Here is a 20732-nt window from a genome sequence, read left to right as displayed (position 1 = left end):
GTTCCATCCCCCCTATGTTTCATCCCTAAAAATGCTTGGATAATCTCGGAAACGTGATATGGACCAGACATGAGGCCGGTGAAAATGAACTGAACGGCTATTCATGCCAACCCAAATATCTGGGGACTGGATCGCGACGAAGGTTTTGCAAATCTGCAGCCAGTCTTGCCAATCCTTTATCACTGGTACGATAAAATACGTAATGACCATCCGCAATCCTCTCAACCAGTCCCACCGAATGCAAAAAAGTTAAGTGTCGCGATACCGTCCCAGCACTCAGACGCAGGGCATGACTGATTGCACTCGTCGTTCTCATCGAGCCCACAAGGTGCCGTATAATCAATAAGCGCGTGGGTTCACTGATGGCTTCCAGCAGTGTTTCCATCTGAGCGGGAACGGGCACTGGCATCGCCCAATTGCGCACCGCGAGTGATTGATACGTGATATTCACTTGATGTTCATCGCCATCAACCCATAGATGGGGCCAGCAAAAGACGCTAGGAAAAAACCGGACGATTGTATTGTGCTTAACCAATAACGTAGTTTTCCACGGGACATGCACTTTGACCGTGTCAAGATCACGCTCGAGGCGCAACCGTGGCGACATATTCTGCCACCACAACCCAGGGCTCCCCCGTGCTGAACCCAGGTTCTTGACATCATCTTCCAGGTAGGGATAATTTTCTTCCCAGACAGTCTGAAATTCTCGGTTCCAGAATTCGCGCATAAAATATCCCAGCTGATCGCGCAGCGCTTCAAGATTTCCACGCCATGGCGACCACCAGGATCCCTTCGTTAACAGGGCAACCCGAATCCATTCCGAGTTCCGTGCCATACGTTTGTCAAAATCTTCCGTCCAGCGATTACGGATTCTTTCATAAGTGGACTCGAGGTCCATCACACTAAGACCCATAAAGCGTTCCCATTCATCGTCAAAGTGTGGGGTCAGGTCATCCGCGGAAGGAATGGGAATCAAAGCTTGTAGCCATCCCTGAAAAATGAGGGCATGTTCTTCAAGTTGATCTGTCCAACTTGGGCCCATGCGTTGCCGTGCAGCCAAAATCCACCGTTGAAATATTCCGTGATCCGTGGGACGGGCCAGAACATGCAGTGCCCATGCCACTTCCCGCAAGGGAGAGAGCGCGAAATTCTTCCGTGTGCGTTCCAACACTGCCGCATGAGATTCTGCCATAAAGTGGATATCCACGCTGCAACGTCCTTCTAGTGGGTGCGTCGATTTTGTACTTCGACTATAGCGGTTACCACAAATCTTGACAAGTCGAGGTTTCTTGGTCCTCCTTTCTATCTAGTCAAAAGGTTTCTCTCAACGGAAAGATGGGAATAGGGAATAGAAATTTTTGTGATGGATTAACGCTTTTCCATCTAAAAACAATACCCACATCTTATAGTAACAAGATATTGAATCGTGTTGGTATATTGCGTTGAAGCGCAAACCCATGGCAACGCACCAAAAGCCGTACCTATCTCAAAAATGCGATCAGGATGGATATCCCCACTCACCACCTGGCAAACGTAACTTCACATAAACGACCGAGTCTCTAGGCAGTCCGTCAACACCTGGTTCCTCTTGACGCAAGACCGCTTCGAGATGAAATCCCGCACGCTCGGCAACTTTCCGACTCCTGAGATTGCGAGCATCGCAACGGATCTCAAGGCGCCGTGCAATGAACTCTCCCGCCACCTAACCCTATCGGGTTGAGGTGGGGGTTTCCCGGATCACTCCGCGAAGTTCCTGGTTCTGCGACCTGTGCATGTCCGTCTTTGACGGAGCACGTCTTATGTGAGTCTCCCCAGGCGTGACTTCGGACCGTTCCGGCCCTAGTGTCCGAAAAATCCGCGTCGTTTTACGCGATGTCGTAAGCGGTTCTCCGGACAGGAGTTTCTGAATCCCGCGTTTTTTGATCACGCGGGCGGCATTGTGGTCCGCATTGTCCCTGTGTCCGCAGCGTTGACAGACAAACGCAGCCTGGGAAGGCCGATTGTCCGGGGCAGTGAATGTACACTCAGCACATTCCTGCGAACTGTGTTGGGGCGGAACCGTGATGACGAGTTTGCCTCGGCGCCGTGCTTTATAGCGCGTGAACATGACCACCTGGCCCCATGCCGAGGCGAGAATAGCCCGGTTCAGGCCCGCTTTCGCGGCCCGCCCGTTGGGCAGAAAATGGCCTTGGGCGTCTTTTTTTGCTTTGGGCCGTTTGGTCATCTGCTGGATAGGCAGATTCTCAAAGACGTACAGGTCGTAGGCTGCGTGGACCACAAGCGCGTGACTGGTCTGATGCGCATACTCGTGTCGGACGTTCTTTTCGTACTGGGGGTAGTGAGCCACTTTTCGGTAGGCTTTCTTCTGATTTTGCGATCCTTTTTTTCTGCGGGCAGCCCGTCGTTGCCAGCGTCGGTGCTGCCGCCGCGCTTTCTGGATTCGGGTTTGCTGCACCGGTAGGAGATCAAACACGTGACCGTCGGAGGTCATGAGGGGCTTGGCAATCCCGCGATCTCCGCCGAGCGTGCGCTCGGCGAGTTGGTCAGCAGAGAGGTGCCGTAAATCCTCGGCGATGCGTTCGGTTGCCGCGTCTCCCTCCTTGCCGGGAATCGTGACGGTCAGATCCTCCGCCGCAAACGAGAGCCACCACTGCCCCCCTTCGATGGCAAGATATATCGAAGCCGGCACAGCGTGCGGCCGATGGGCCACATACGGGATGATCCCGACGGGAAATTTGTCGGTACCGACATGCAGGTGATACCCGCACACCGCGCCGGGGGTGTCATCGACTATCGGACGAAAGTCGAACAACTCCGAGGTCAGCCAGACACTTTGTCGCCCGGATTTCCGCTTCATCTTTGGGCGACCACTCAGTTTCTGAAAAAACCGTTGATAGGCTTGTCGCCAGCGCACCGCGCCATTGCGCAACACTGGGGAGGGCACTTGGCGGAGGAATGCGGTCTTTGCCGTAATGAAGCGGCTGTACTGTTGGTCGACAGGAATGTCTTCGCCCACAGTCCCGACCATCCGCCGCTGAAATCGGCGAAAATAGCGATCTTCTTGCACTTTGGCGTTGTAGATGAGGCGTTGACACCCGATCCACTGGAGCAAGATCGGCTCCTGCTCTGGACTCGGATACAGGCGAAACTTATACCCGTTCAGCATGCCCTCACCTCCTTGCGTTGATTCGGACGTCTATTATATCATTAAGCTACTATGAATGACACAGAAATGATGTCTGCCTCACATGCAGTGTACTCTCTTCGGCTACATATCGTCTTCGTGACCAAATATCGAAGGAAGACATTAACGTCAGAACTCCTCGCGGCCTTGCGAGAGGCGTTCGCAGAAATCCTGAACGACTGGCGCTGTACCCTGATTGAGTTCGGGGGGAAGCAGATCATGTCCATTTGCTGGTGGGTATCCATCCTGCGCTGAACCTGTCTACCTTGATTAACAATCTTAAATCCGCCAGTGCGCGGCGGATGCGCAATCGATTTGCCGATCATTTAGCGAAATTCTATTGGAAGCCATACTTCTGGCATCGCGCATATTATGTCGGGAGCGTCGGTGAAGCCTCGCTGGAGACGGTGAAACGTTACGTCGAAGCCCAAGGGACGCAAGAAAAACCCCGCAAGGCGGCCAAGAGGCCGCCGCCCGCTTGACCCCCTCTTGGCTATCGCCTAAGAAGGGAAATGCGCGGGCATTGTGTTCAAATATTCTGAAGCCCATCGTACAAGACCGTGCACAGCTTCTGTCGCCAAGCCCCGGCCAGATTCCGCAGTGCGAATCCAGTAACCGATCTCAAACCGTCTCACGTCCCAATTGATGCGGTGCAGTCCGGTGCTGCCCACAAAACGTCCAGATGCTTTGAGAAACAGATGAAGGCGCAAATCCTCACGGAGGATGAAGTTGACGTGCGCCCGGCGCACATTTTCTTCTACCTCTTCGACCACTGGCAGGTTAATGGCCCACGGCATCCATTTCCTCACTTCGGCGTGAGACTCCACCATGGCCTCATAGACCATGGTGCCATCACCAGGTAACGGACACCGGATGACCAACCGTTCTGTTTCGAATTCATGGGGAAAATCCAGAAGAATCGGATTCATGGCATGACTCCTTTTTACGGGCGATACACCCCTATATCGGGCGAATTCCCGGTAAAATCATCATCCCATTCAGATTACCATGTGGTGTCATCACATAGGCCACAAAGTCGGGATCGTTCGAAAGCAAAAAACTCCTCCGGCCATGTTCTTTCCCATATCGATTTAAGCGAGAAATCCTGCTGCTATGATGTTTGAGCTCGCCTCTTTTCCCGTGCGTATCCACCGAAACCTCTTTACTGGCGTCATCTCATCGCAAAGATTTCTCTTGAGACTTAGTCGCCCAACGTCGGCAAAGCTCCACTAATAGCGCCACCCCATAACCGGTCGCCCCTAAACCGGATTCACTTTCGTTATACGCAAGACCTGCGATATCGACATGGGCCCACGGCACGTTAGCGGCAAAATGACCAATAAACAACCCTGCAGAAATGGTTCCTCCTGCCCGGCCTCCGCTGTTTTTCAAATCGGCAATCCCGCTATGGTTCATCAGGGCATATTCCTGGTCATGTGGCATCTCCCAGACCGGTTCCTCCATATCCTGAGCGGATTCCATCACCACTTTTGCCAATGAGTCGTCATTGCCGATCAAAGTTGCACGGACCCCTCCTAAGGCCACAACATTGGAACCGGTCAACGTTGCCATATCCACAACTAAGGATGCACCGTCCCGGATTGCCATCGTCACCGCATCCGCCAAAACCAGGCGCCCTTCTGCATCTGTCGAAATAATCTCAACGCGTGTATTATCCAGCATCTTGATCACATCGCCAGGGCGATAGGCTGCACCATCTGGTAAATTTTCCGCTAACGGAGCCCATGCTGTAATGTTAACCGGCCACTGGTTCTCCGCAACAACCCGCAAGGCTGCCATGACGGCCGCCGATCCCGCCATGTCGCCTTTCATGCGTCCCATCCCCTCCCGCGCTTTCAACGAAATGCCTCCGCTATCAAACACAATGCCCTTTCCCACCAACGCAAGCCAAGGCCCATCGCCATTGCCTTGATAGTATCCTTTAAGGAGTACAGGAGGTCGTGTGCTCCCTGACCCGACAGCAAGAATTCCTCCGGCCCCTAAATCCTTCAAATCGTCTTGCGTATAAAGATGATAGGAAATGGTATCCGGTGCCCCCTTTTGATATTCCTCGGCTAAATGGTGCGGGGGCTTTTCGTTCGCCGGAGTGTTCACCCATTCCCTAACCCATGACTGCGCCCCGGCAATACGGGTTAAATACCGGATGCGGTCCATCACCTTGGCCTCTGCAACCACGCTCACCCGTTCTACCGTATCCTGTTGGCCTTGATAATGATAAAATCCTTGCTCAAGACCAAAAATCACAGAGGGTAATATCGTCTCATCGAGTCCTCTAATATAAACACCCACCACCGGGGCCCCTTGTTTTTCAGCCAAACGCGCAGCCTCACTATAGGCCCGGTAGCGCTTTTGCCGAACCGGAGGTGTATCAACTACGATGATAGCGCCCTGGGTCCCACAGGTGATCACAGGAGCTCCTTGCGGCAGCACGGGAAGGCTGTTGGCATTTAGACCAAAGAAGATTTGGGCACCGTCCCATAACTCCCGGGGCACAATCCATACGGGGGGTTTTTCAAGTAGATTATCTGTCACAATCCATGTTCTCATGACGATTCTCCTTTTCCAGGTTCAAATGGGTAATAAACGCTTTAGCATAGAGCTTGGCATGGTCACGGCATGCCCAATAAAAGGGAGTTAAATCCCCGGTTTTTTGTCATTGTGAGCGATCATCCTTGACAAGCGGCAATCGCCGCACGGGCCAAAATATCTGTGGCATTAAAAAGAGGGCCAGGAAAGCGGGGATGCGAAATACCGGCAAAGACAACAGAAGTTTCTGTGCAAGCTAACAGCATACCGTCCGTTTCCCGTGCCCACGCTTTTGCCATAGCCTCTTCGAGGCGTTCTCCCCACTGTGGACGGTTGCCCTCGGCTTTAACACCCCTAATCACCGCCATAATTTCGTCTTGAGTTTGTGAATCAGGATACACAGCGGTAATTCCCCGTTGTGCTAGAGCCTGGTCATAGAGTCCCAAGGTACATGTCGGCGTGGTCGCGATGATGCCTACCCGGCGAGAGGATGATCGAGCAATATCCCGGGCTACCAGTTCGATGAGATTTAACACGGAAACCGGTACACTCGTAGCAATCTCCTGGTAATAGGCATGCGTAGTAGTCGAGGGAATCGCCAGAATCTCAGCCCCTGCCGTGATTAACCGCTGTGCTGCCTCAATCAAGCTTGGCAGAGGCGAAGGACCCTGCCCGATCAAATGATCGAGGCGACTTGGAATCGAATTTTCCGCAATTAATACCACGGAAAGATGCTCATGATCGTTCACAGCGGGAGTCAATTCGATAACCCGGCGATAAAAATGAGCCCCTGCCAAAGGGCCAAGACCCGCTAAAATTCCCAACGTTTTTGTCATCCCGGTGTACTCCTTACAGCAATAAAGTTACAAGATGCGTCACCGGGGATGAACAGCCGACGTCTTGGGACACATCCCCGGTACGCATAGATTTTTGAAGAGACTAGTGATATTGAATCCGGGGATCAACCACCGCATACAGAATATCGGCCAAAAGGTTGCCTAATATGGTCAACACACCCACCATCATGACAATTCCTAACAAGATCGGATAGTCCCGCTGTTGGGCCGCGTTCCAGAATAATAAGCCCATACCGGGGTAATCAAAAATAATTTCAATAATCAACGCCCCACTAAAGAGGCTGGGTAAGGACATGCCCACAAGGGTAATGAGCGGCAGCAGGGAATTTTTTAAGGCGTGATGAACCAACACGGCCCGTTCGCTAAGACCCTTGGCTCGTGCGGTGCGAATATAGTCTTGGACGAGCGTCTCGGCCATGGTTGAGCGCATGTAACGACCCCATCCGGCGACCGAACCAATGATCAAGACCGTCGCAGGCAAGACCATATGATCTAGGTAGGAGCCCACGGTCGGATGCGTTAACAAGGGGTTGTAGAGTCCTCCCGAAGGAAACCATCCCAGCGTAATCGAAAAGGTGGACACCATCAGGACTCCCAGCCAAAATGTCGGCATCGCGTACAAGAAGTACAACAGCGCGGTTAAAATGTGGTCTATGACTTGATCGCGATGCACGGCCTGATAAATTCCGACAATCACGGCTAATACATGGGAAATGGCAATGGCTGTCACCACCAGAATGAGGGTACGGGGCAGGTTAGTAAGAATAAGGCTCACGACACTCTGGTGATAGGTGTACGCATAGCCGAGATGGCCTCGCAATAACTGCCCTAACCAAATCACATACTGCATCCACAACGGCTTATTCAGTCCCAATGATCGATTGATCTGGGCAATCAAGGCCGGGGTGGCCTTGTCGCCCAGCATCATCACGGCCGGGCCACCGGGAACCACGTGAATCAGCACAAAACTAATGATCGATAGCAGAAGTAACGTCGGTACAGCCTGCAAGACCCGTTCCAGACTGTATCGCATCATTCGGAACCACCTCCTCGCACTTTTGCATCCATTCGGGTATCCAAAGCCGCCCGAAATGCATCCCCGATAAAACTGATGGACAGTACCGTCCATAACACGGCCAGTCCGGGTGGATAAATCAACCACCAGGTGTGTTGGGGCAAATAGGTCATGGCATCCGCCAGCATAGCGCCCCAATTTGGTGTAGGCGGAGGCAAGCCCATGCCTAAAAAGCTCAAAGAGGCAATAACGAGCACTGAATCGGCCACCATAAATGTCGTCGCCACAATGACCGTGCCTAAAATGTTGGGGAACAAATGGCGCAGGGCAATGTGTCCGAGGCTCCCTCCCATAGCACGCGAGGCTTCGACATAGAGACGATGTTTTAAAGACAAGACTTCTGCCCGCACGAGGCGACTGACACCGTGCCACGAGGTCAGTGCAATCAATACCACCAAAAGCCCGGCACTTGGGGTGACCAAAGAATCCAGAAAGATCAGAAGGAAAAGACCCGGAATGGCACGCAGCAAATCCACCAGCCGCATCATGATCGCATCCAGCCAACCTCCCACATATCCGGCCACCATGCCATAGATAATCCCGATCCCCATGGCTGAAATCGCGGCGGCAAATCCCACTTCCAGGGACATCTGCCCTCCTAACATCAACCGCGCCAGCATGTTTCGTCCGAGATTGTTAGTGCCAAGAGGAAACTCGGCCGATGGCGGCTTTAAGATTGCGGTGAGATGCAGCGTATAAGGATTCGCCCGGTAAATCAAAGGGCCGACAAAGGAGAAGCCGACAAGAATCACGAGCCCGATAATGCCCATCCAGGCCAAGGGATGGTGCCAAAAAATGCGCCGAAACCGAGACGGTCCAGGATGCTCCCATTCCTCTTCTTGCGTTTCGATTGCAACTTCGGAATATGTCACAGACATTGTCAAATCCCTCCTTTCTGTGACGCTTTAAGACGCTTAAGCTTTGGAGCTGATTCCCGCTTACGGACTGATCCACCAATATTGCGGTGAGATAGAATCGGTAAAGTGGTTGGCCGATGACCGCACCCCATGCACATTCTTGGCCACTTCGGATAGTCCTTCTGGTACCGGCATCCAGAGATTAGGCAGGTGTTTTGCGGCAAAGAGTTCGTAGGCATCTAACGCCTTTTGCGATGCTGCAGCAGAGGGTTGCGGGGCATGTGTCGCCGCAATTAAAGTGTTCATCGTCGGGTTGGAATAGCCATAGAAGTTGTAGCCGCCATTTGTTTCATACATTCCTCCGCCTGTTGGGTAACTCCCTCCATAGCTCCACCCAAGACCCGTTTGGATTTCCCATTTGGTCGGTTGATGTTGATATTGCAACATGGTCGCAAAGGGCAAGGGGGTCAACGACACCTTTATGCCTTCCTTCGCCCAGTCTTGTTGCAGAATTTGTACCATAGCGAGCGTCGTACTACTGCCCGCATCATATTCCACGTTGAACTCCAGCTTTTGACCTTTGTTATTCGTCATCACACCATTGACCATATGCCACCCATTTTTCTCCAACAAGTGAATCGCGGCGGGAATGTTGTAGTTATACAGCGGGTGGATGAGCTGTGGCGCCAAGAATGTCTTGGGATGTAAGGGAACGGGACCTGTACCGGGAACGCCCATGCCATTATATAGGGCATCAATAATGGCCTGTTGGTCGATCCCCATTTGCATAGCCTGGCGAACGGGTAATTGCCGAAGGATACTGCCCACGGAAGGACTCCTAAAATTCAAGATGGTCCGCGCAATGCTGTAGCCATAAGACGGGACTAAGGTGTCGTTGGTTAACTCGTTTCTCTTGTCATACATGGACAGGGGAAGATAACCGACTTGGACGGTACCCGTTTGCAGGCCATTGACCTCGGACGTCTCTGAGGTTTCATAAGCCAAGACAAATTTGTTGATGTAAGGCTTATGTCCATCATAATGCGCATTCGGCGTGAAGGTCCAAGATACGTTCTGAATGGCGTTTGTCAAGCGAAATGGCCCGTCCACGACCTTAAAGAAATTGACATTGGTGCCGTTACTAGCTAAATAACTGAGTTCCTGGTCGACATTGTTGGGATAGCGGTTCCAGGCTTGTTCGGGAAGGGGCATAAAATCACTGAGCCCATCATACTCAAACCACATCTGGTTAACGGGCTGTGTCAAGGTAATTTGAAACTCGTGAGAATTTAAAACCCGAAAACTCTTAATCAACTGGGGTACACCGCCTGAGTCGGCTCCCGCATAGGGCCAAGGAGCTGGAGCATTCGGAGCACTGGCGGCCTGAATGAGCTTCCAGGTGAAGGCCACGTCATTGGCCGTAACGGGGGTTCCATCGGACCAGTGCCATTTCGGATTCATTTTCACCGTGTATACGGTGCCGGATTTATTCCAGGTGATCGAGCTCGCTATACTCCGAGAAAAATCAATTTTCCCATTGGGAGCGATGTGGAACAAGCCTTTATACATCAAACTGGCCGCCCACGCATCATATAAACTGTTATAGGCGACAGGCCTCAGCGGAAGATACCAGTTAATAGAGACCAAAGGACCAAGCGCCTGAATAATCGTTCCGCCCTTGACAGGTTTTAATGCTGTGGTCGTGGCCGAAGCCGCAGGGGGACTACTACTCGTTGAAGACGGTGATGACGACGCATTGGTGCTCGATGATCCGCACCCGGCTAACAGCAGTGGGGCAAGCGCCATTACCGTTCCTGCACCCCATAAAGACATGTGACGACGGTTATTTTTCATCCTCAAAAATTCCTCCTCTAGATCAGTTAGATTAATTAGTTTCCTTTTACCCTGATGGGTTCGTTGTCATGGATGCCGTCATGAAAAATGTTTTCTCACTAAGGCAAATTAGCTGGAAACGAAGAACTGTTCAGACGGGGGCCATGAAATTTAAAAGTTTTGGCGATTTGTGTCCCAATATTCTGACTGATCTTGTTATCGCCGGACTTGAATATCCACGGCATCAATCAAGACAGGAGGCAACAAACCCGGGGCCACCGTCATCATTCCTTGGGGAACCCAGTGGCTATCTTGGCCAATGTCTAATAATTGATGGCTTAATGCGTCCAGAGCATTGAGGCTGACCACGACATTTTTGGCACGGCCGGTGATCACGCCGTTTTCCATGACATAGAGCTCACTCGCATTGCCCGCGATATCGCCCCGAATAGGATTAGTTGGCCGCGCACCAATCCACCCCCCTAAAATCAGCAGAAAAGGAAAGCGTGCTCCCCACTCGGCTAATTCCCCCGTTCCTGGAGAGAGGACCAAATTGGCTGGCAGTGCCGCAGGTAGCGTACCTGGAGTTCGCCGAAAGCCCATCCCCTGAGGTTCCTGACCTCGTCGTCTCGCGCTGTCACGGTCGAGAATGAAGTGCTGTAAGATCCCTTTCTCAACTAATGGAGTGCGTTGGGTTACGGTTCCCTCATCATCCCACCGGCCCGTACGCGGGGCACCAGGAATCGTCGGATCGCTAATGAGGGTGAATAACGGCGAAAGAACGGGCTTTCCCGCTTGATCATCCCACGGCGAACTCCCAGCCAAAAGGCTCGGACCGGACAACCGTGTCAAGACGGGGGTTAAAAGATTCATCACCACCGGCGGCAGGAATACGACGGGATAGCGTCCAGGGGTTACAGAACGAATGGGTTGTCCCATCTTAAAACGTTCAACCACCATATCTCCTAACTCGGAAGCCTGGGACAATGCACTCGGCCCAAGGCGCGTCTCACTGATGGCGTGAAAATCTGTATCGGTAACCAGGCGGCCCCCAGCGGATATCGCCCAATATCCCCGGATAAAGGCCACGTGCCCTCCTAACGAATTGCTAAGGTGCGTTTCGATTTCCTCATAGGATATGGACACAGTGGGACGAAACCGCGGATCCACGTCTTCTAGCTTGTGGTATAACGTCTTGGCTGCAGCCATCATGGAGGGCATCAAAGAGGGATCCCATTGAGAACTCACAGGCTCAGATTCGTTTTCCTCCAACACAGGTTCATCCATATAAGTTTCTGGACCAAACGGGGTAGCTGCATAGGCTTCCTCTTTAAGTTGTGCCCAAGGTTGAGTTCTCGAGGTGGCGTACCCCAGCCGACCGTGGTCTATAACACGTACCGCACGAACCTGTTCTGTGCCATGCTGAACGAAAGGATTCTGTCCCCGCTTGATTTCGACAGTCCATGTCGACCGCTTTATTTTCGCGCCGTCTCCTACTTCCCCCGCATTCCACGATAAGGGACCGCCATGGTCTTCTTTCGCTGTCAGCTTGTCTATCATCGTCCCCGACCTCCTACCACACACCGTTCAATCCGCAGAGATGGCGCATGATGACTCACCGGCAACGGCATTTGCCCTGCCTTACCACATCCTCCCCCGCCTTCATAGCGGGTAAAATCATTGCCAATCGCGGTAATTTGCTGAAGTGTACTAAACACATTGCCGGTCAGCACGGCATTTCGGACAGGCCGTGTAATTTTCCCGTCCTCAATGAGATAGGCTTCTGCGGCTAAAAACGTGAAGAGTTCCCCATTGGTCTGTCCCCCATGGGTTCCTTTGGCATAGATGCCTCGCTTGATACCCTGAAAAAGATCCGCAAAGGCCGTATCTCCAGGAGCAATGACGGTATTGCGCATGCGCACAATAGGCGGAAAACGGTAATGCAAAGCCCGCGCATTTCCTGTTGGCCGTTCCCCCAAGTGGGCCGCTGTTTCTCGAGAATGCAACCGACCCACAAGAACTCCGTCTTTAATCAAATCAACATCTTGTGCCGGCACGCCCTCATCGTCAAAAGGCAGATAGCCCCGGCTTCCCATATCCTTGCCCGTGTCATAAATATGGAGATTGGGTGGTCCGAATTTTCGACCCAAGACCATCTGTTCCAACAGTCCTTCGTCTCCCACTTGGCCATCGGCTTCACTCAAGTGGCCAAATGCTTCATGCGCGAAGACCCCGGCAAGATACGGGTCGACCACAACGGTATATTCCCCGCCTTCCACTTCAGGCGCATCCAATAACGCCACCGCTGACCTGGCCGCGTCTTTAATTTGATCGTCCAAATTGCGTAATACCCCGAAATCGTTCGATGATCCAAAAGACACCCCGCGTTGTGCGGTCCCGTTTGAATTCCGCGCCATGACCACGATGTTACCGCCCAGATCCAGTTTCTCTTGCTCGATGGCACTGCCCCGGTTATCGGCAAACCACAAGTGGCGGTACCGGTCAAAATAACGCCCGGTGACAGATTTCACCAAAGGATGCGTTATATGGGCCAGTTCGGCATAACCTAATAAGAGATGAATTTTGTCTTCCAAAGGCACCTTAAGCGGGTTTTCTAAGGTCACCAATCGCTGAACCGAATAGACAGGATCGGCTGGGGCCGGCGAGTCTTGAGATCCCCAGGGGAAACTGGACGAATTTTCCCATTTGGCAAGCAGTTTCGCATCGTTGATATGGCGAGGCAAGTCATCCCATCCGTCAAAATGGACAAATCCTACTGCCCCTTGATGAAATACGCGAACATTGCCCCCTATTTCCACCACATGGGCTTGGTGGCGCACATGATCATTTAACGTCTCGAGATTTGTGGATTCGTTATATTCGAGACGTATTTCGATATAGTCAACATCTTCTTGAGATGCCACCAATGCACGCAGTGAACTCAAAATGCTCTCGTCAAGAGACTCTCGGTCCCACACCAGATGTTCACCCCTTTGATAGTAAGAGTCTTGATTTAATCAATATTAGCGCAAAATTCTCGCTTCGCAATGTCAATGTGTCCAAATTTATCAGGATTGCTTTTTTATCGAATTTTGTTTATGCCAAAGAAAGCTAGCGACAAATATTAGAGATATAGGGACATCTGGTGGCGGAAATGCGAATTAACTGAAACGGTCAGTTATTGCTTATCGTATCGTTGAATACTTGATACAGGATTGGGAGGTTGCCATAGCGCAAAGGGAGCTGACTACCGTATTCTAAGACTCTAGGATCGACAAGCCCTGACTCCATATGATCCCAAAGATTCGGAACAACATTCATAATAGGATGGTAATATTCGTGAGGTGAAGACTACGGACAATGACCGGGATTCGATGGTCGTATCGTTCATTGTTGCGCTGGGGACATGCCAAAAACATTTTGAGATGTTTTGTGCATTTTGGGCAAAGAGAGCTCTTTTGCTCATCAAAAACAGGGCACTCTGCTATTCGATAGAGCACCCTAGTAATTAGCCGAACAATGAAAGTTGATTTCATGGGACAGTGATATTTTCACCACGACAGAAGCTCCGAGACAGTCTGATGATGAGCTCAAAATGATCTGGAAATACTTTGCCAAGTGCTATGGTCCAAGCCCAGATCTTGACTCTCCTAAAATTCCTGTGCGAACCCTGTACGCAAAAATTTAGTCCTTTAAATGGGGCCGTGGCAAATCGCAATACAGGATGCCATGAATTGATCAGTCACCACGTACCGCAATAGGTTCTTTTGTGAATAAAAATTTCTTCATTTCTTTATCGAAATGAGGCATCGTCCGCCGCAACCATTCCATAAGCATGGCGGCATGTTCCATTTCGTCATTCATATTGTGAAGTAGAATTGCTTGAAGTTCCCCATCATCACACGCGGCAGCGCGCTGTGCGTACCAATCGATTGCCTCCAGTTCTTCCATTAAAGAGAGAATCGCCCGATGTTGGTTAAGCACTGCCGAACTGAGAACCTGAGGATCTTCGTGTAAGCCTTCGTGAGCCATAATACGCCTCCCATTTAATTAATATAGAGTCAACCACTCTCACATTGGAATATTTTGTTATTATATCACTAAAATAGTCATCCTATACGTTGTCAGAAGACCTATTAGCCTGGATTGTCAAAATAGTTATGCGAGGAAAACGAAGGGAGAACCCAGAACGAAACCTTTCCGCGATTTGATCCCAACGATCCATTTATGGGGCATTACCTTGCATCTTACAGGTGCACATTCGAGTATCTTGGCAATAGACATCAGTTTTATATTGCTTGGGCTCATTTTGTTTATCGGGATTTCGCAACTATTTGGTCCGCTTCGCTTTCTCCGAGCGCCATTGGTCTTTGTCTTGGCTTGTTTGTTGGCAGTTTGGTTGTGGCCCGCCGCGAGGCAGTTAGGAAGCCATACTCAGAGCAGTCAATTACTCAGTTCTCAAAATTCTTTGCTATGGGCCGATCATTTAAGCGCCATCGCCGCCCAAGGGGTAGACGCAGGACCCCTGAATTATGATCAAGCCAGCAGTTGGTTAGTAACAGCATCAAAAACTCAGCTGCTAGAGCAATGGCACAATACACATGGTGCTATCCCAGTTGCCAATCTAAAGTTTTATGCTTTAACTGATGGTGCGACCTTGATCCAGATTGTGCATCCGCAATATGCCTTGGCTGCCACGCAATGGATTGTGCATCTACCTTCCCAAGATGACCCTACCGTGCTCAACGCTAATACCGCCAACCGTTGGCTAAATCATGCCGTCGAGCACAGTTTATCCACCACCGAAGTGGATGCGTTAGGACTTGCAGCCCTATTACTGATGGCAATTTTGGGTTCCTTACCCCTCACGTTGTTGTCTTTAATTGGCGGGGCATTAGCGACACTATATGCATCCGCATTCATGGTGCTCTTCACTATTCATGGACATTTATCGGAATTCTCCGTAAACATTGTGGAACTCTTAACGTTGGGTTTGAGCATCGATTATAGTGTGTTTTTAAGTTTACGATTTCGTCGTGAGTATTTCATCGCAAACAAGCAAGGATTATCCCCATCAGAAGCTAAACAACAAGCCGACGCCAGAACCCGTCGCCGTGTGTTAGGAGCCATCTCCCTATCCGCTACCGTATTGATTGCGGTTTTGAGCGGTCTGTTATTTCTTCCGCATTCTTTGAGTATTTCTCTTGTAATGAGCGCATGGATTGCTGTGCTCGTCACATATCTGACTATCCGCTGGGTGACATATCCTTTATTAGCGTCATGGCCCGCGCTAATTTCCTGGGCATCATGGAAAACATCCCTTTCCGACGGACTCGATCATGCTTACGAGACTTTACAGGCCATTTTACAAAAAGCTCCTCAAGGGATCCTTCTCGCCTTAATGGCCATCACAATTTTCGCATTAGCCAAACCCTATCCGCCATTTACGCTCACGACGCCGGTCAATTCCCTCGAACTGTTGCCGCAACATAGTGCTCTATATCAAGCCCTAAAACTCACCTCCCCACCACCGAGGAAAAATGTTCAAGATGCTATTGTCATTCAACCCACCAGTTCGTTTAATGCCGTTAGTACTTGGCAGACGATAGCAAATATTACAACACTAGTTTCCCGCAAAGCTCCGCATGATCATTTCTCCAGCCCGACTTCGTTCGCGTCTCCACAAGTTTTGGCAAAAGAGGCTCATAACATTTCTCCAGGATCATCTCCTCTCGCGGGTCTCATAAACTCGAAGCAACATGTCATTCTCATTGCCATCAACGGCCCTTCCCCACTTCCCCGTTCCTCGCTAATTGACGTCTTAAAGGAGCACTTACCCACCCCATGGCAATTTGGCATCAGCGGCGGAAATCATGCCTATACCGCTACTGCCAATACGGGATTGGTCCACGGAATAATCGGCGTGTTGGCTCTGGGAATTTTGGGTACGGTGGTGGCGATGAAGTATCTGACCAAAGGCTGGCTGGCAGGTCTATTAGCCTCAGCGTTTGATTTGACCATTTTGCTAGCCGGTTTGCGTATTGCGCAGCACTGGGCCCTTTTATCACAATCCATTTTACTCTTTCCGATGATTATTGTTGTCGTCAGTCTTCTTATGGCCTTATCCCTCGATTATGAAATACTTCTTGTTCATGATATCGGATCGGAAATCACCAGGTTTTCTATCGGTAAAGCACTTCATGAGACGGGAGGCAGTATTACGGGAGCCGGCATCATTATCGCCACAACATTTTTCACACTGATGATGACGCCCGTACCCTTTTTGCAGTTAACGGGTTTAATTATTGGGGTGAGTCTCTTGGTCGATACACTCATTGTCCGCTCCTTGCTGATTCCCACCACATTGATGCTCATTTATGAACCTTGGCCATCCTTTTCCCCCGAATTTTTTCAGTGGAACAATATCAATCACCTCATTGCCAAGCTTGTGGTGTTTTCCACAGTCATCGTACTCGCGTCCTTATTAGTCGCCAGTATCAGGCACACCACGATTATCCCCCATCCAATTCCCAGTTGGTCTATTCCGCGCACCCATTAAAGATCTGTGAGAAGATTCCCCGCCCCGGTGACGGTTTCTATTTGAGGACCTGTCCAGGCAGTTCATGTCCCTCATTGCCTGTTAAGAAGTTCTCTAATCACGGCCTGATGCGAATGAATAAATGCCGATCCATACCGGTTAACAAATTTGTCCGTATTCAATATCACAGGATACTGCCACAAATATTGCGTTTCTTGAAGACCGCGCGCCGGCGCATTAACGAATCCTAATAATTTGACAAGGCGAGGGCCGAAGACCCAAAGAGGCAGCTTGCGGCCTAAAATCTCCTGGGCAATTTTTTGAAGGCCGAGGCCAGTAATGGGCTCATCTCCGGCCACATGCCAAATTTTTCGGTATGCATCCGGATCCATAACCAGACGATAAAGAGCTTGAGCCCCGTCCCGTGTCGAGATAAATTGATGGGGCAAATGCGGAGGACCAAACCAGCGGAGAAATCGCGGCAAAGGATCTGTGCTAATGTCGTAAAAATCAGGAAAGCGTACAATCATGATGGGTTGTCCTTGCGCCATTAAATCGCGAAGACGATTTTCAATGTCTAGGCGAATCTTCCCTTTAACACTAATGGGGTGACGGACAATGTCTTCTGCAACCCGAGACGATGAAGCGGGCCGTCCATATACATAGATGTTATCAATATATACATAATGGGCTTTTGTGGTTTCTAAGGCCGCCAATGTTGCATCAATCATGGCGGGATAACCACTCCAGTCATCATAGCGCTGATTGCGCGCATCAATGACAATGTCTGCATTTAGAAACAGGGCATGATGACCGGATACATCGTGGGGATCCAAAGACACCCACCGGATTTGGGAATGTACCGGTGATGATTGTTTCACAAAACGGCTGACCGCGGTAAGCACTGAGCTCTGATCATTAAATTCCTGAAGAATTGCTCGACCAATTCGTCCGCTTGCACCCAGCACAACAATATTCATTGGTCAGACTCATCCTTTTGTGACGTGATGACCCTTGCTCGAATCTTTATTGCGACGCTTTTTTGACCCAGCTATTTTTTGTCATCTTCAATAAGCGGGCCTTCACAGGCAGCTTCCGCAGTCTGTGCTTTCCACAATTCATCTTGCATCCGCTGGATTTTCTGCCATTCTTGATAGGAGAGCAAGACCGCAACGTAATGACCATCATCTTCGATGACTAACGGCTGCTTAGCTAACCGTTTAAGAAAATCTGGCCGACGATGCTGCAATTCTTCCACTAGACTCTTAATCGAAATCATAGATTCAAATCCTCCCAAACAATTTGTACTTCCCCTACCTCCATCATCTCACAAAATGTGTTGAGATTATTCTCATAATAGTGTAATGAGTTTTCGTGAACATGTCGTGATTTGGTATCAAAGTGCAAAACCATACCCAATTGGAACCGCACAGTGCGGACCGAGGATCCGATGAAATCTTCCGGAAAAACCGGCACTACGGGTTTGCAAACGATGCAAAAATACGTTCGAGTACCGAAACCCAATGAGAGTCTAATTGCGTTCCCGCCAGCGATTGAATCCGCTCCCATGTTGGTGTATGCCCGGTCACCAATGTCCCTTGGGCATATACATCCGCCACGGCATAAATCGCTGCCGCCGCAGGAATATCGGTGGCCGTGCGCCCCGTTGGAAACCCTTTTCCGTCGGGTTGTTCGTGGTGATAGGCAATCGTGTCCAGCACGTCTTGATTCAAGCCCAACGGTGCCAACAATTGACAACTAAGCCACGGGTGTTGTCGATATTGCTGCCAGGCGGCTGGCGACCGATGCGGGTTGTCCCGCGCGAGAGGATCGATTGCTGTCAGTCCAAAATCTGCAAGACGGCAGGCTGTCGCTAAAGCCCCTCGTTGGTCGGCAGACCACTGTTCATGCTCAGCCAAGGCTTGCGCTGCATGATTCCGAACTTCGGCGATGTAGCTCGCTTGTGGCCACACAATATCCAATGCGAACAAGGTTTCAATCCACTGCACAGCCCGCCGCAAATCCGCGACCAACGCCGTATGGTCGGAAGGAAGCACGACTTCCCGTGGAACAAACTCAACGCTATGGACTCGTCTCCAAGCTTGCCATCGTCCCAATTGCCCATAAAGCGTATGGGCTACATCTTCAAAACGCCGTGCCAGCATAGATTCTCCCAGCGTGTCCGCAGTACGCGCAAAGACGACGCTAAGTCGGGCTAATTCAGCAGGTTCGAGCGTTAGCCAGTGGTCCCACATGATCTGCAAGGCGCGCTGGGCATCAGCTATGCTGGCTAGGACATCCCCCCGGTAAAAAGCCGCCAATGCTCGCTCCACCCATACAGGTCCTTGACGATCGGTACTAGGTGCACACGCCAAAGCCGCCTCAAGATGACGGTTTGCGTCATCCCATTGACGCAAGGCCACATGGCAGACGCCCAAATTGGTATGCCAAAAATAGCCGTATCGATCCTGATCATCCGGCCTCCAGTGTTGCGCCACCGAATTCAGGGTGGCAATGGCCTGACTATAATAATCGTAATCAATTTGGACCGCCGCGAGGTTGAGTCCCAATAACGTGCGAAGGCGCGGGGACACTGTTGTCGCCTCATGCGTGAGACGCCATAATTGGCGATATGCGAGATCAGTTTGGCCAGTTTGCGTCCATATCAGAGCCTGGTGCATGGCAATCCGCAAGCGCCCTTCCGGGTAGCCACTGGGGAGTATTGCCAGCGCCCTTTGAAAAGCATCGGCGGCGTCCTCCCACCGGCCGCGGCGGGCCGCGACCTTGCCGAGATTATCCCAAGCCACGGCCTGTTGGACCGCACCGCTATCCATGGCCACAACCTGCTGCCAAAATTCGCTCGCTGCATCCATCCAGCCGTGGGCAAACCATTGCTCGCCACGGGCCAGGGCCTCATCAGCCGTCATAGCGTGGGACGCTCCCACCGCAAGCGGCAAACCGTGCCCGCCCCGGGGGAGGTTTCGAGCAGCCATGTGGCACCGACCAGTGCCGCACGTTGCGCCATCGTGCTCAGACCATAGTGTCCGGGGTGCATGGCGGAAGGATCAAAGCCCCGACCATTGTCCCGGAGCGTGATGATTAATGCCTCTGAAGTCAATTCGGCGGTCAAGGTTACCTGTGTGGCCTGGGCATGCTTGTGAATATTAGCCAACGCTTCTTGCAGAATTCGAAACACGCCAATCTTGTCATCCGCCGACAGCGGCCATAACGCCTCAGGAATCGTCCATGTCAGCGTACAGGCAATCCCCGTCTCCTCGGTCCATCGACGGACAAGCATGTCTACACCGCCGGCCAATCCGGCCTCATCCAGCACAATCGGCTGCAAATCGTACAACACTTGTCGCAATAAATTGATGGCTTCCCGGAGGCGCTCGTTCATCCGGGCCCATTCCTCGCTGGCTAACTCCGGATCTACAGTCAATAACCGGTTCATCATGCTTAGCCGCATACTTAAGTTGGTGAGTAATTGAACGGGTCCATCATGCAAGTCACGGGCCAAACGCTGTCGTTCATGTTCGATCAGCGTCAACGCGCTAGAGAAGGGGCGACGATCCCCGTTGCCCGTCGACGGGAATCGTCCTGCCCCATACGGGGTCATTCGTTAATCCCACACATACACTACACCGTCATGAGTAAATTTATTGTTCGTACCCGTTGATGACCGGTGGGTTTGACCTTGGGGACTCCCAGGATTTGATTGCGCGTACACTGGTTTTCCCGTCGTCGCTGACCCGCTTCGCACCACGTCGGCATACGTAGGAACAGTACTGCCGAAAATCATGGCGGCCATAATGACCCAACCCCAAATACGCATATGATC

General features: G+C 51.2%; 17 protein-coding genes and 1 pseudogene. 2 read left to right on the top strand and 16 right to left on the bottom strand.

Features of this window, described 5'->3' with window-relative positions; translation table 11 throughout:
* Nucleotides 1–97: 97 nt before the first annotated feature.
* Nucleotides 98–1207 (bottom strand): ArsR/SmtB family transcription factor, encoded by a 1110-nt coding sequence (locus B8987_RS06930; RefSeq protein WP_084661088.1) that lies wholly within the window; start codon nt 1205–1207, stop codon nt 98–100.
* Nucleotides 1208–1708: 501 nt separating this feature from the next.
* Nucleotides 1709–3166 carry an RNA-guided endonuclease InsQ/TnpB family protein gene (locus B8987_RS06925; protein ID WP_084661891.1) on the bottom strand — a complete coding sequence of 486 codons (1458 nt, stop codon included), beginning with the start codon at nt 3164–3166 and terminating at the stop codon, nt 1709–1711.
* A gap of 51 nt (nt 3167–3217) precedes the next feature.
* Here B8987_RS06925 and tnpA point away from each other — a divergent pair.
* Nucleotides 3218–3666, top strand: a pseudogene (gene tnpA / locus B8987_RS20225) (IS200/IS605 family transposase).
* Nucleotides 3667–3684: 18 nt separating this feature from the next.
* On the opposite strand, the gene B8987_RS06915 reads toward tnpA, so the two are convergent.
* The 9 genes from B8987_RS06915 to B8987_RS06870 form a co-directional block, all read right to left on the bottom strand.
* On the bottom strand, nt 3685–4113 hold the full coding sequence (locus B8987_RS06915) for a GNAT family N-acetyltransferase (protein WP_242940636.1): 429 nt from the start codon (nt 4111–4113) through the stop codon (nt 3685–3687).
* Between the two features lie 247 nt (nt 4114–4360).
* Nucleotides 4361–5752 carry a leucyl aminopeptidase family protein gene (locus B8987_RS06905; RefSeq protein WP_084661086.1) on the bottom strand — a complete coding sequence of 464 codons (1392 nt, stop codon included), beginning with the start codon at nt 5750–5752 and terminating at the stop codon, nt 4361–4363.
* 119 nt (nt 5753–5871) lie between these two features.
* Nucleotides 5872–6567, bottom strand: coding sequence for a cysteate racemase (cuyB, locus tag B8987_RS06900; RefSeq protein WP_084661085.1), 696 nt, complete (start codon nt 6565–6567; stop codon nt 5872–5874).
* A 103-nt stretch (nt 6568–6670) separates the two neighbouring features.
* A complete protein-coding gene (locus B8987_RS06895) occupies nt 6671–7624 on the bottom strand; it encodes an ABC transporter permease (RefSeq protein ID WP_028962515.1) in 954 nt (317 codons plus the stop codon).
* Complete coding sequence (locus B8987_RS06890; RefSeq protein ID WP_037912864.1) at nt 7621–8541, bottom strand: ABC transporter permease; 921 nt, start codon at nt 8539–8541, stop codon at nt 7621–7623. Before B8987_RS06890 ends, B8987_RS06895 begins: the two co-directional genes overlap by 4 nt.
* Nucleotides 8542–8601: 60 nt before the next feature.
* Nucleotides 8602–10374 (bottom strand): peptide ABC transporter substrate-binding protein, encoded by a 1773-nt coding sequence (locus tag B8987_RS06885; RefSeq protein WP_084661084.1) that lies wholly within the window; start codon nt 10372–10374, stop codon nt 8602–8604.
* 195 nt (nt 10375–10569) lie between these two features.
* Nucleotides 10570–11913, bottom strand: coding sequence for a TldD/PmbA family protein (locus B8987_RS06880; protein ID WP_084661083.1), 1344 nt, complete (start codon nt 11911–11913; stop codon nt 10570–10572).
* Complete coding sequence (locus tag B8987_RS06875; RefSeq protein WP_084661082.1) at nt 11910–13331, bottom strand: TldD/PmbA family protein; 1422 nt, start codon at nt 13329–13331, stop codon at nt 11910–11912. Before B8987_RS06875 ends, B8987_RS06880 begins: the two co-directional genes overlap by 4 nt.
* Before the next feature lie 760 nt (nt 13332–14091).
* Nucleotides 14092–14385 carry a ferritin family protein gene (locus B8987_RS06870; protein WP_020375354.1) on the bottom strand — a complete coding sequence of 98 codons (294 nt, stop codon included), beginning with the start codon at nt 14383–14385 and terminating at the stop codon, nt 14092–14094.
* A 208-nt stretch (nt 14386–14593) separates the two neighbouring features.
* Here B8987_RS06870 and B8987_RS06865 point away from each other — a divergent pair, with 208 nt between their 5' ends.
* Complete coding sequence (locus B8987_RS06865) at nt 14594–16912, top strand: MMPL family transporter (RefSeq protein WP_139793480.1); 2319 nt, start codon at nt 14594–14596, stop codon at nt 16910–16912.
* A gap of 71 nt (nt 16913–16983) precedes the next feature.
* Here the strand turns inward: B8987_RS06865 and B8987_RS06860 are convergent, their stop codons facing one another.
* The 5 genes from B8987_RS06860 to B8987_RS06840 all read right to left on the bottom strand — a co-directional run bounded on the left by B8987_RS06860 (nt 16984) and on the right by B8987_RS06840 (nt 20726).
* A complete protein-coding gene (locus B8987_RS06860; RefSeq protein ID WP_084661080.1) occupies nt 16984–17871 on the bottom strand; it encodes an NAD(P)H-binding protein in 888 nt (295 codons plus the stop codon).
* A 71-nt stretch (nt 17872–17942) separates the two neighbouring features.
* Nucleotides 17943–18170, bottom strand: a complete 228-nt coding sequence (locus B8987_RS06855) for a type II toxin-antitoxin system Phd/YefM family antitoxin (protein WP_084661079.1) — start codon at nt 18168–18170, stop codon at nt 17943–17945.
* Nucleotides 18171–18366: 196 nt separating this feature from the next.
* Nucleotides 18367–19818 carry a tetratricopeptide repeat protein gene (locus B8987_RS06850; RefSeq protein WP_084661078.1) on the bottom strand — a complete coding sequence of 484 codons (1452 nt, stop codon included), beginning with the start codon at nt 19816–19818 and terminating at the stop codon, nt 18367–18369.
* A complete protein-coding gene (locus tag B8987_RS06845) occupies nt 19815–20510 on the bottom strand; it encodes a sensor histidine kinase (protein ID WP_084661077.1) in 696 nt (231 codons plus the stop codon). Before B8987_RS06845 ends, B8987_RS06850 begins: the two co-directional genes overlap by 4 nt.
* A gap of 3 nt (nt 20511–20513) precedes the next feature.
* Nucleotides 20514–20726: a hypothetical protein gene (locus tag B8987_RS06840; protein ID WP_084661076.1), complete on the bottom strand. Its 213-nt coding sequence runs from the start codon at nt 20724–20726 to the stop codon at nt 20514–20516.
* Nucleotides 20727–20732: the final 6 nt, after the last annotated feature.

Origin of the sequence: Sulfobacillus thermosulfidooxidans DSM 9293 (genome assembly GCF_900176145.1) — a bacterium.
Lineage (GTDB): Bacteria > Bacillota > Sulfobacillia > Sulfobacillales > Sulfobacillaceae > Sulfobacillus > Sulfobacillus thermosulfidooxidans.
This window is presented reverse-complemented; position numbering and strand designations above follow the sequence as displayed.

What these genes read in the sequence shown, in the direction of transcription:
- B8987_RS06925 (WP_084661891.1), bottom strand. Translation starts at nt 3,166, where the DNA reads ATGCTGAACGGGTATAAGTTTCGCCTGTATCCGAGTCCAGAGCAGGAG.
- B8987_RS06915 (WP_242940636.1), bottom strand. Translation starts at nt 4,113, where the DNA reads ATGAATCCGATTCTTCTGGATTTTCCCCATGAATTCGAAACAGAACGG.
- B8987_RS06905 (WP_084661086.1), bottom strand. Translation starts at nt 5,752, where the DNA reads ATGAGAACATGGATTGTGACAGATAATCTACTTGAAAAACCCCCCGTA.
- cuyB (WP_084661085.1), bottom strand. Translation starts at nt 6,567, where the DNA reads ATGACAAAAACGTTGGGAATTTTAGCGGGTCTTGGCCCTTTGGCAGGG.
- B8987_RS06895 (WP_028962515.1), bottom strand. Translation starts at nt 7,624, where the DNA reads ATGATGCGATACAGTCTGGAACGGGTCTTGCAGGCTGTACCGACGTTA.
- B8987_RS06890 (WP_037912864.1), bottom strand. Translation starts at nt 8,541, where the DNA reads ATGTCTGTGACATATTCCGAAGTTGCAATCGAAACGCAAGAAGAGGAA.
- B8987_RS06885 (WP_084661084.1), bottom strand. Translation starts at nt 10,374, where the DNA reads ATGAAAAATAACCGTCGTCACATGTCTTTATGGGGTGCAGGAACGGTA.
- B8987_RS06880 (WP_084661083.1), bottom strand. Translation starts at nt 11,913, where the DNA reads ATGATAGACAAGCTGACAGCGAAAGAAGACCATGGCGGTCCCTTATCG.
- B8987_RS06870 (WP_020375354.1), bottom strand. Translation starts at nt 14,385, where the DNA reads ATGGCTCACGAAGGCTTACACGAAGATCCTCAGGTTCTCAGTTCGGCA.
- B8987_RS06860 (WP_084661080.1), bottom strand. Translation starts at nt 17,871, where the DNA reads ATGAATATTGTTGTGCTGGGTGCAAGCGGACGAATTGGTCGAGCAATT.
- B8987_RS06855 (WP_084661079.1), bottom strand. Translation starts at nt 18,170, where the DNA reads ATGATTTCGATTAAGAGTCTAGTGGAAGAATTGCAGCATCGTCGGCCA.
- B8987_RS06850 (WP_084661078.1), bottom strand. Translation starts at nt 19,818, where the DNA reads ATGACGGCTGATGAGGCCCTGGCCCGTGGCGAGCAATGGTTTGCCCAC.
- B8987_RS06845 (WP_084661077.1), bottom strand. Translation starts at nt 20,510, where the DNA reads ATGACCCCGTATGGGGCAGGACGATTCCCGTCGACGGGCAACGGGGAT.
- B8987_RS06840 (WP_084661076.1), bottom strand. Translation starts at nt 20,726, where the DNA reads ATGCGTATTTGGGGTTGGGTCATTATGGCCGCCATGATTTTCGGCAGT.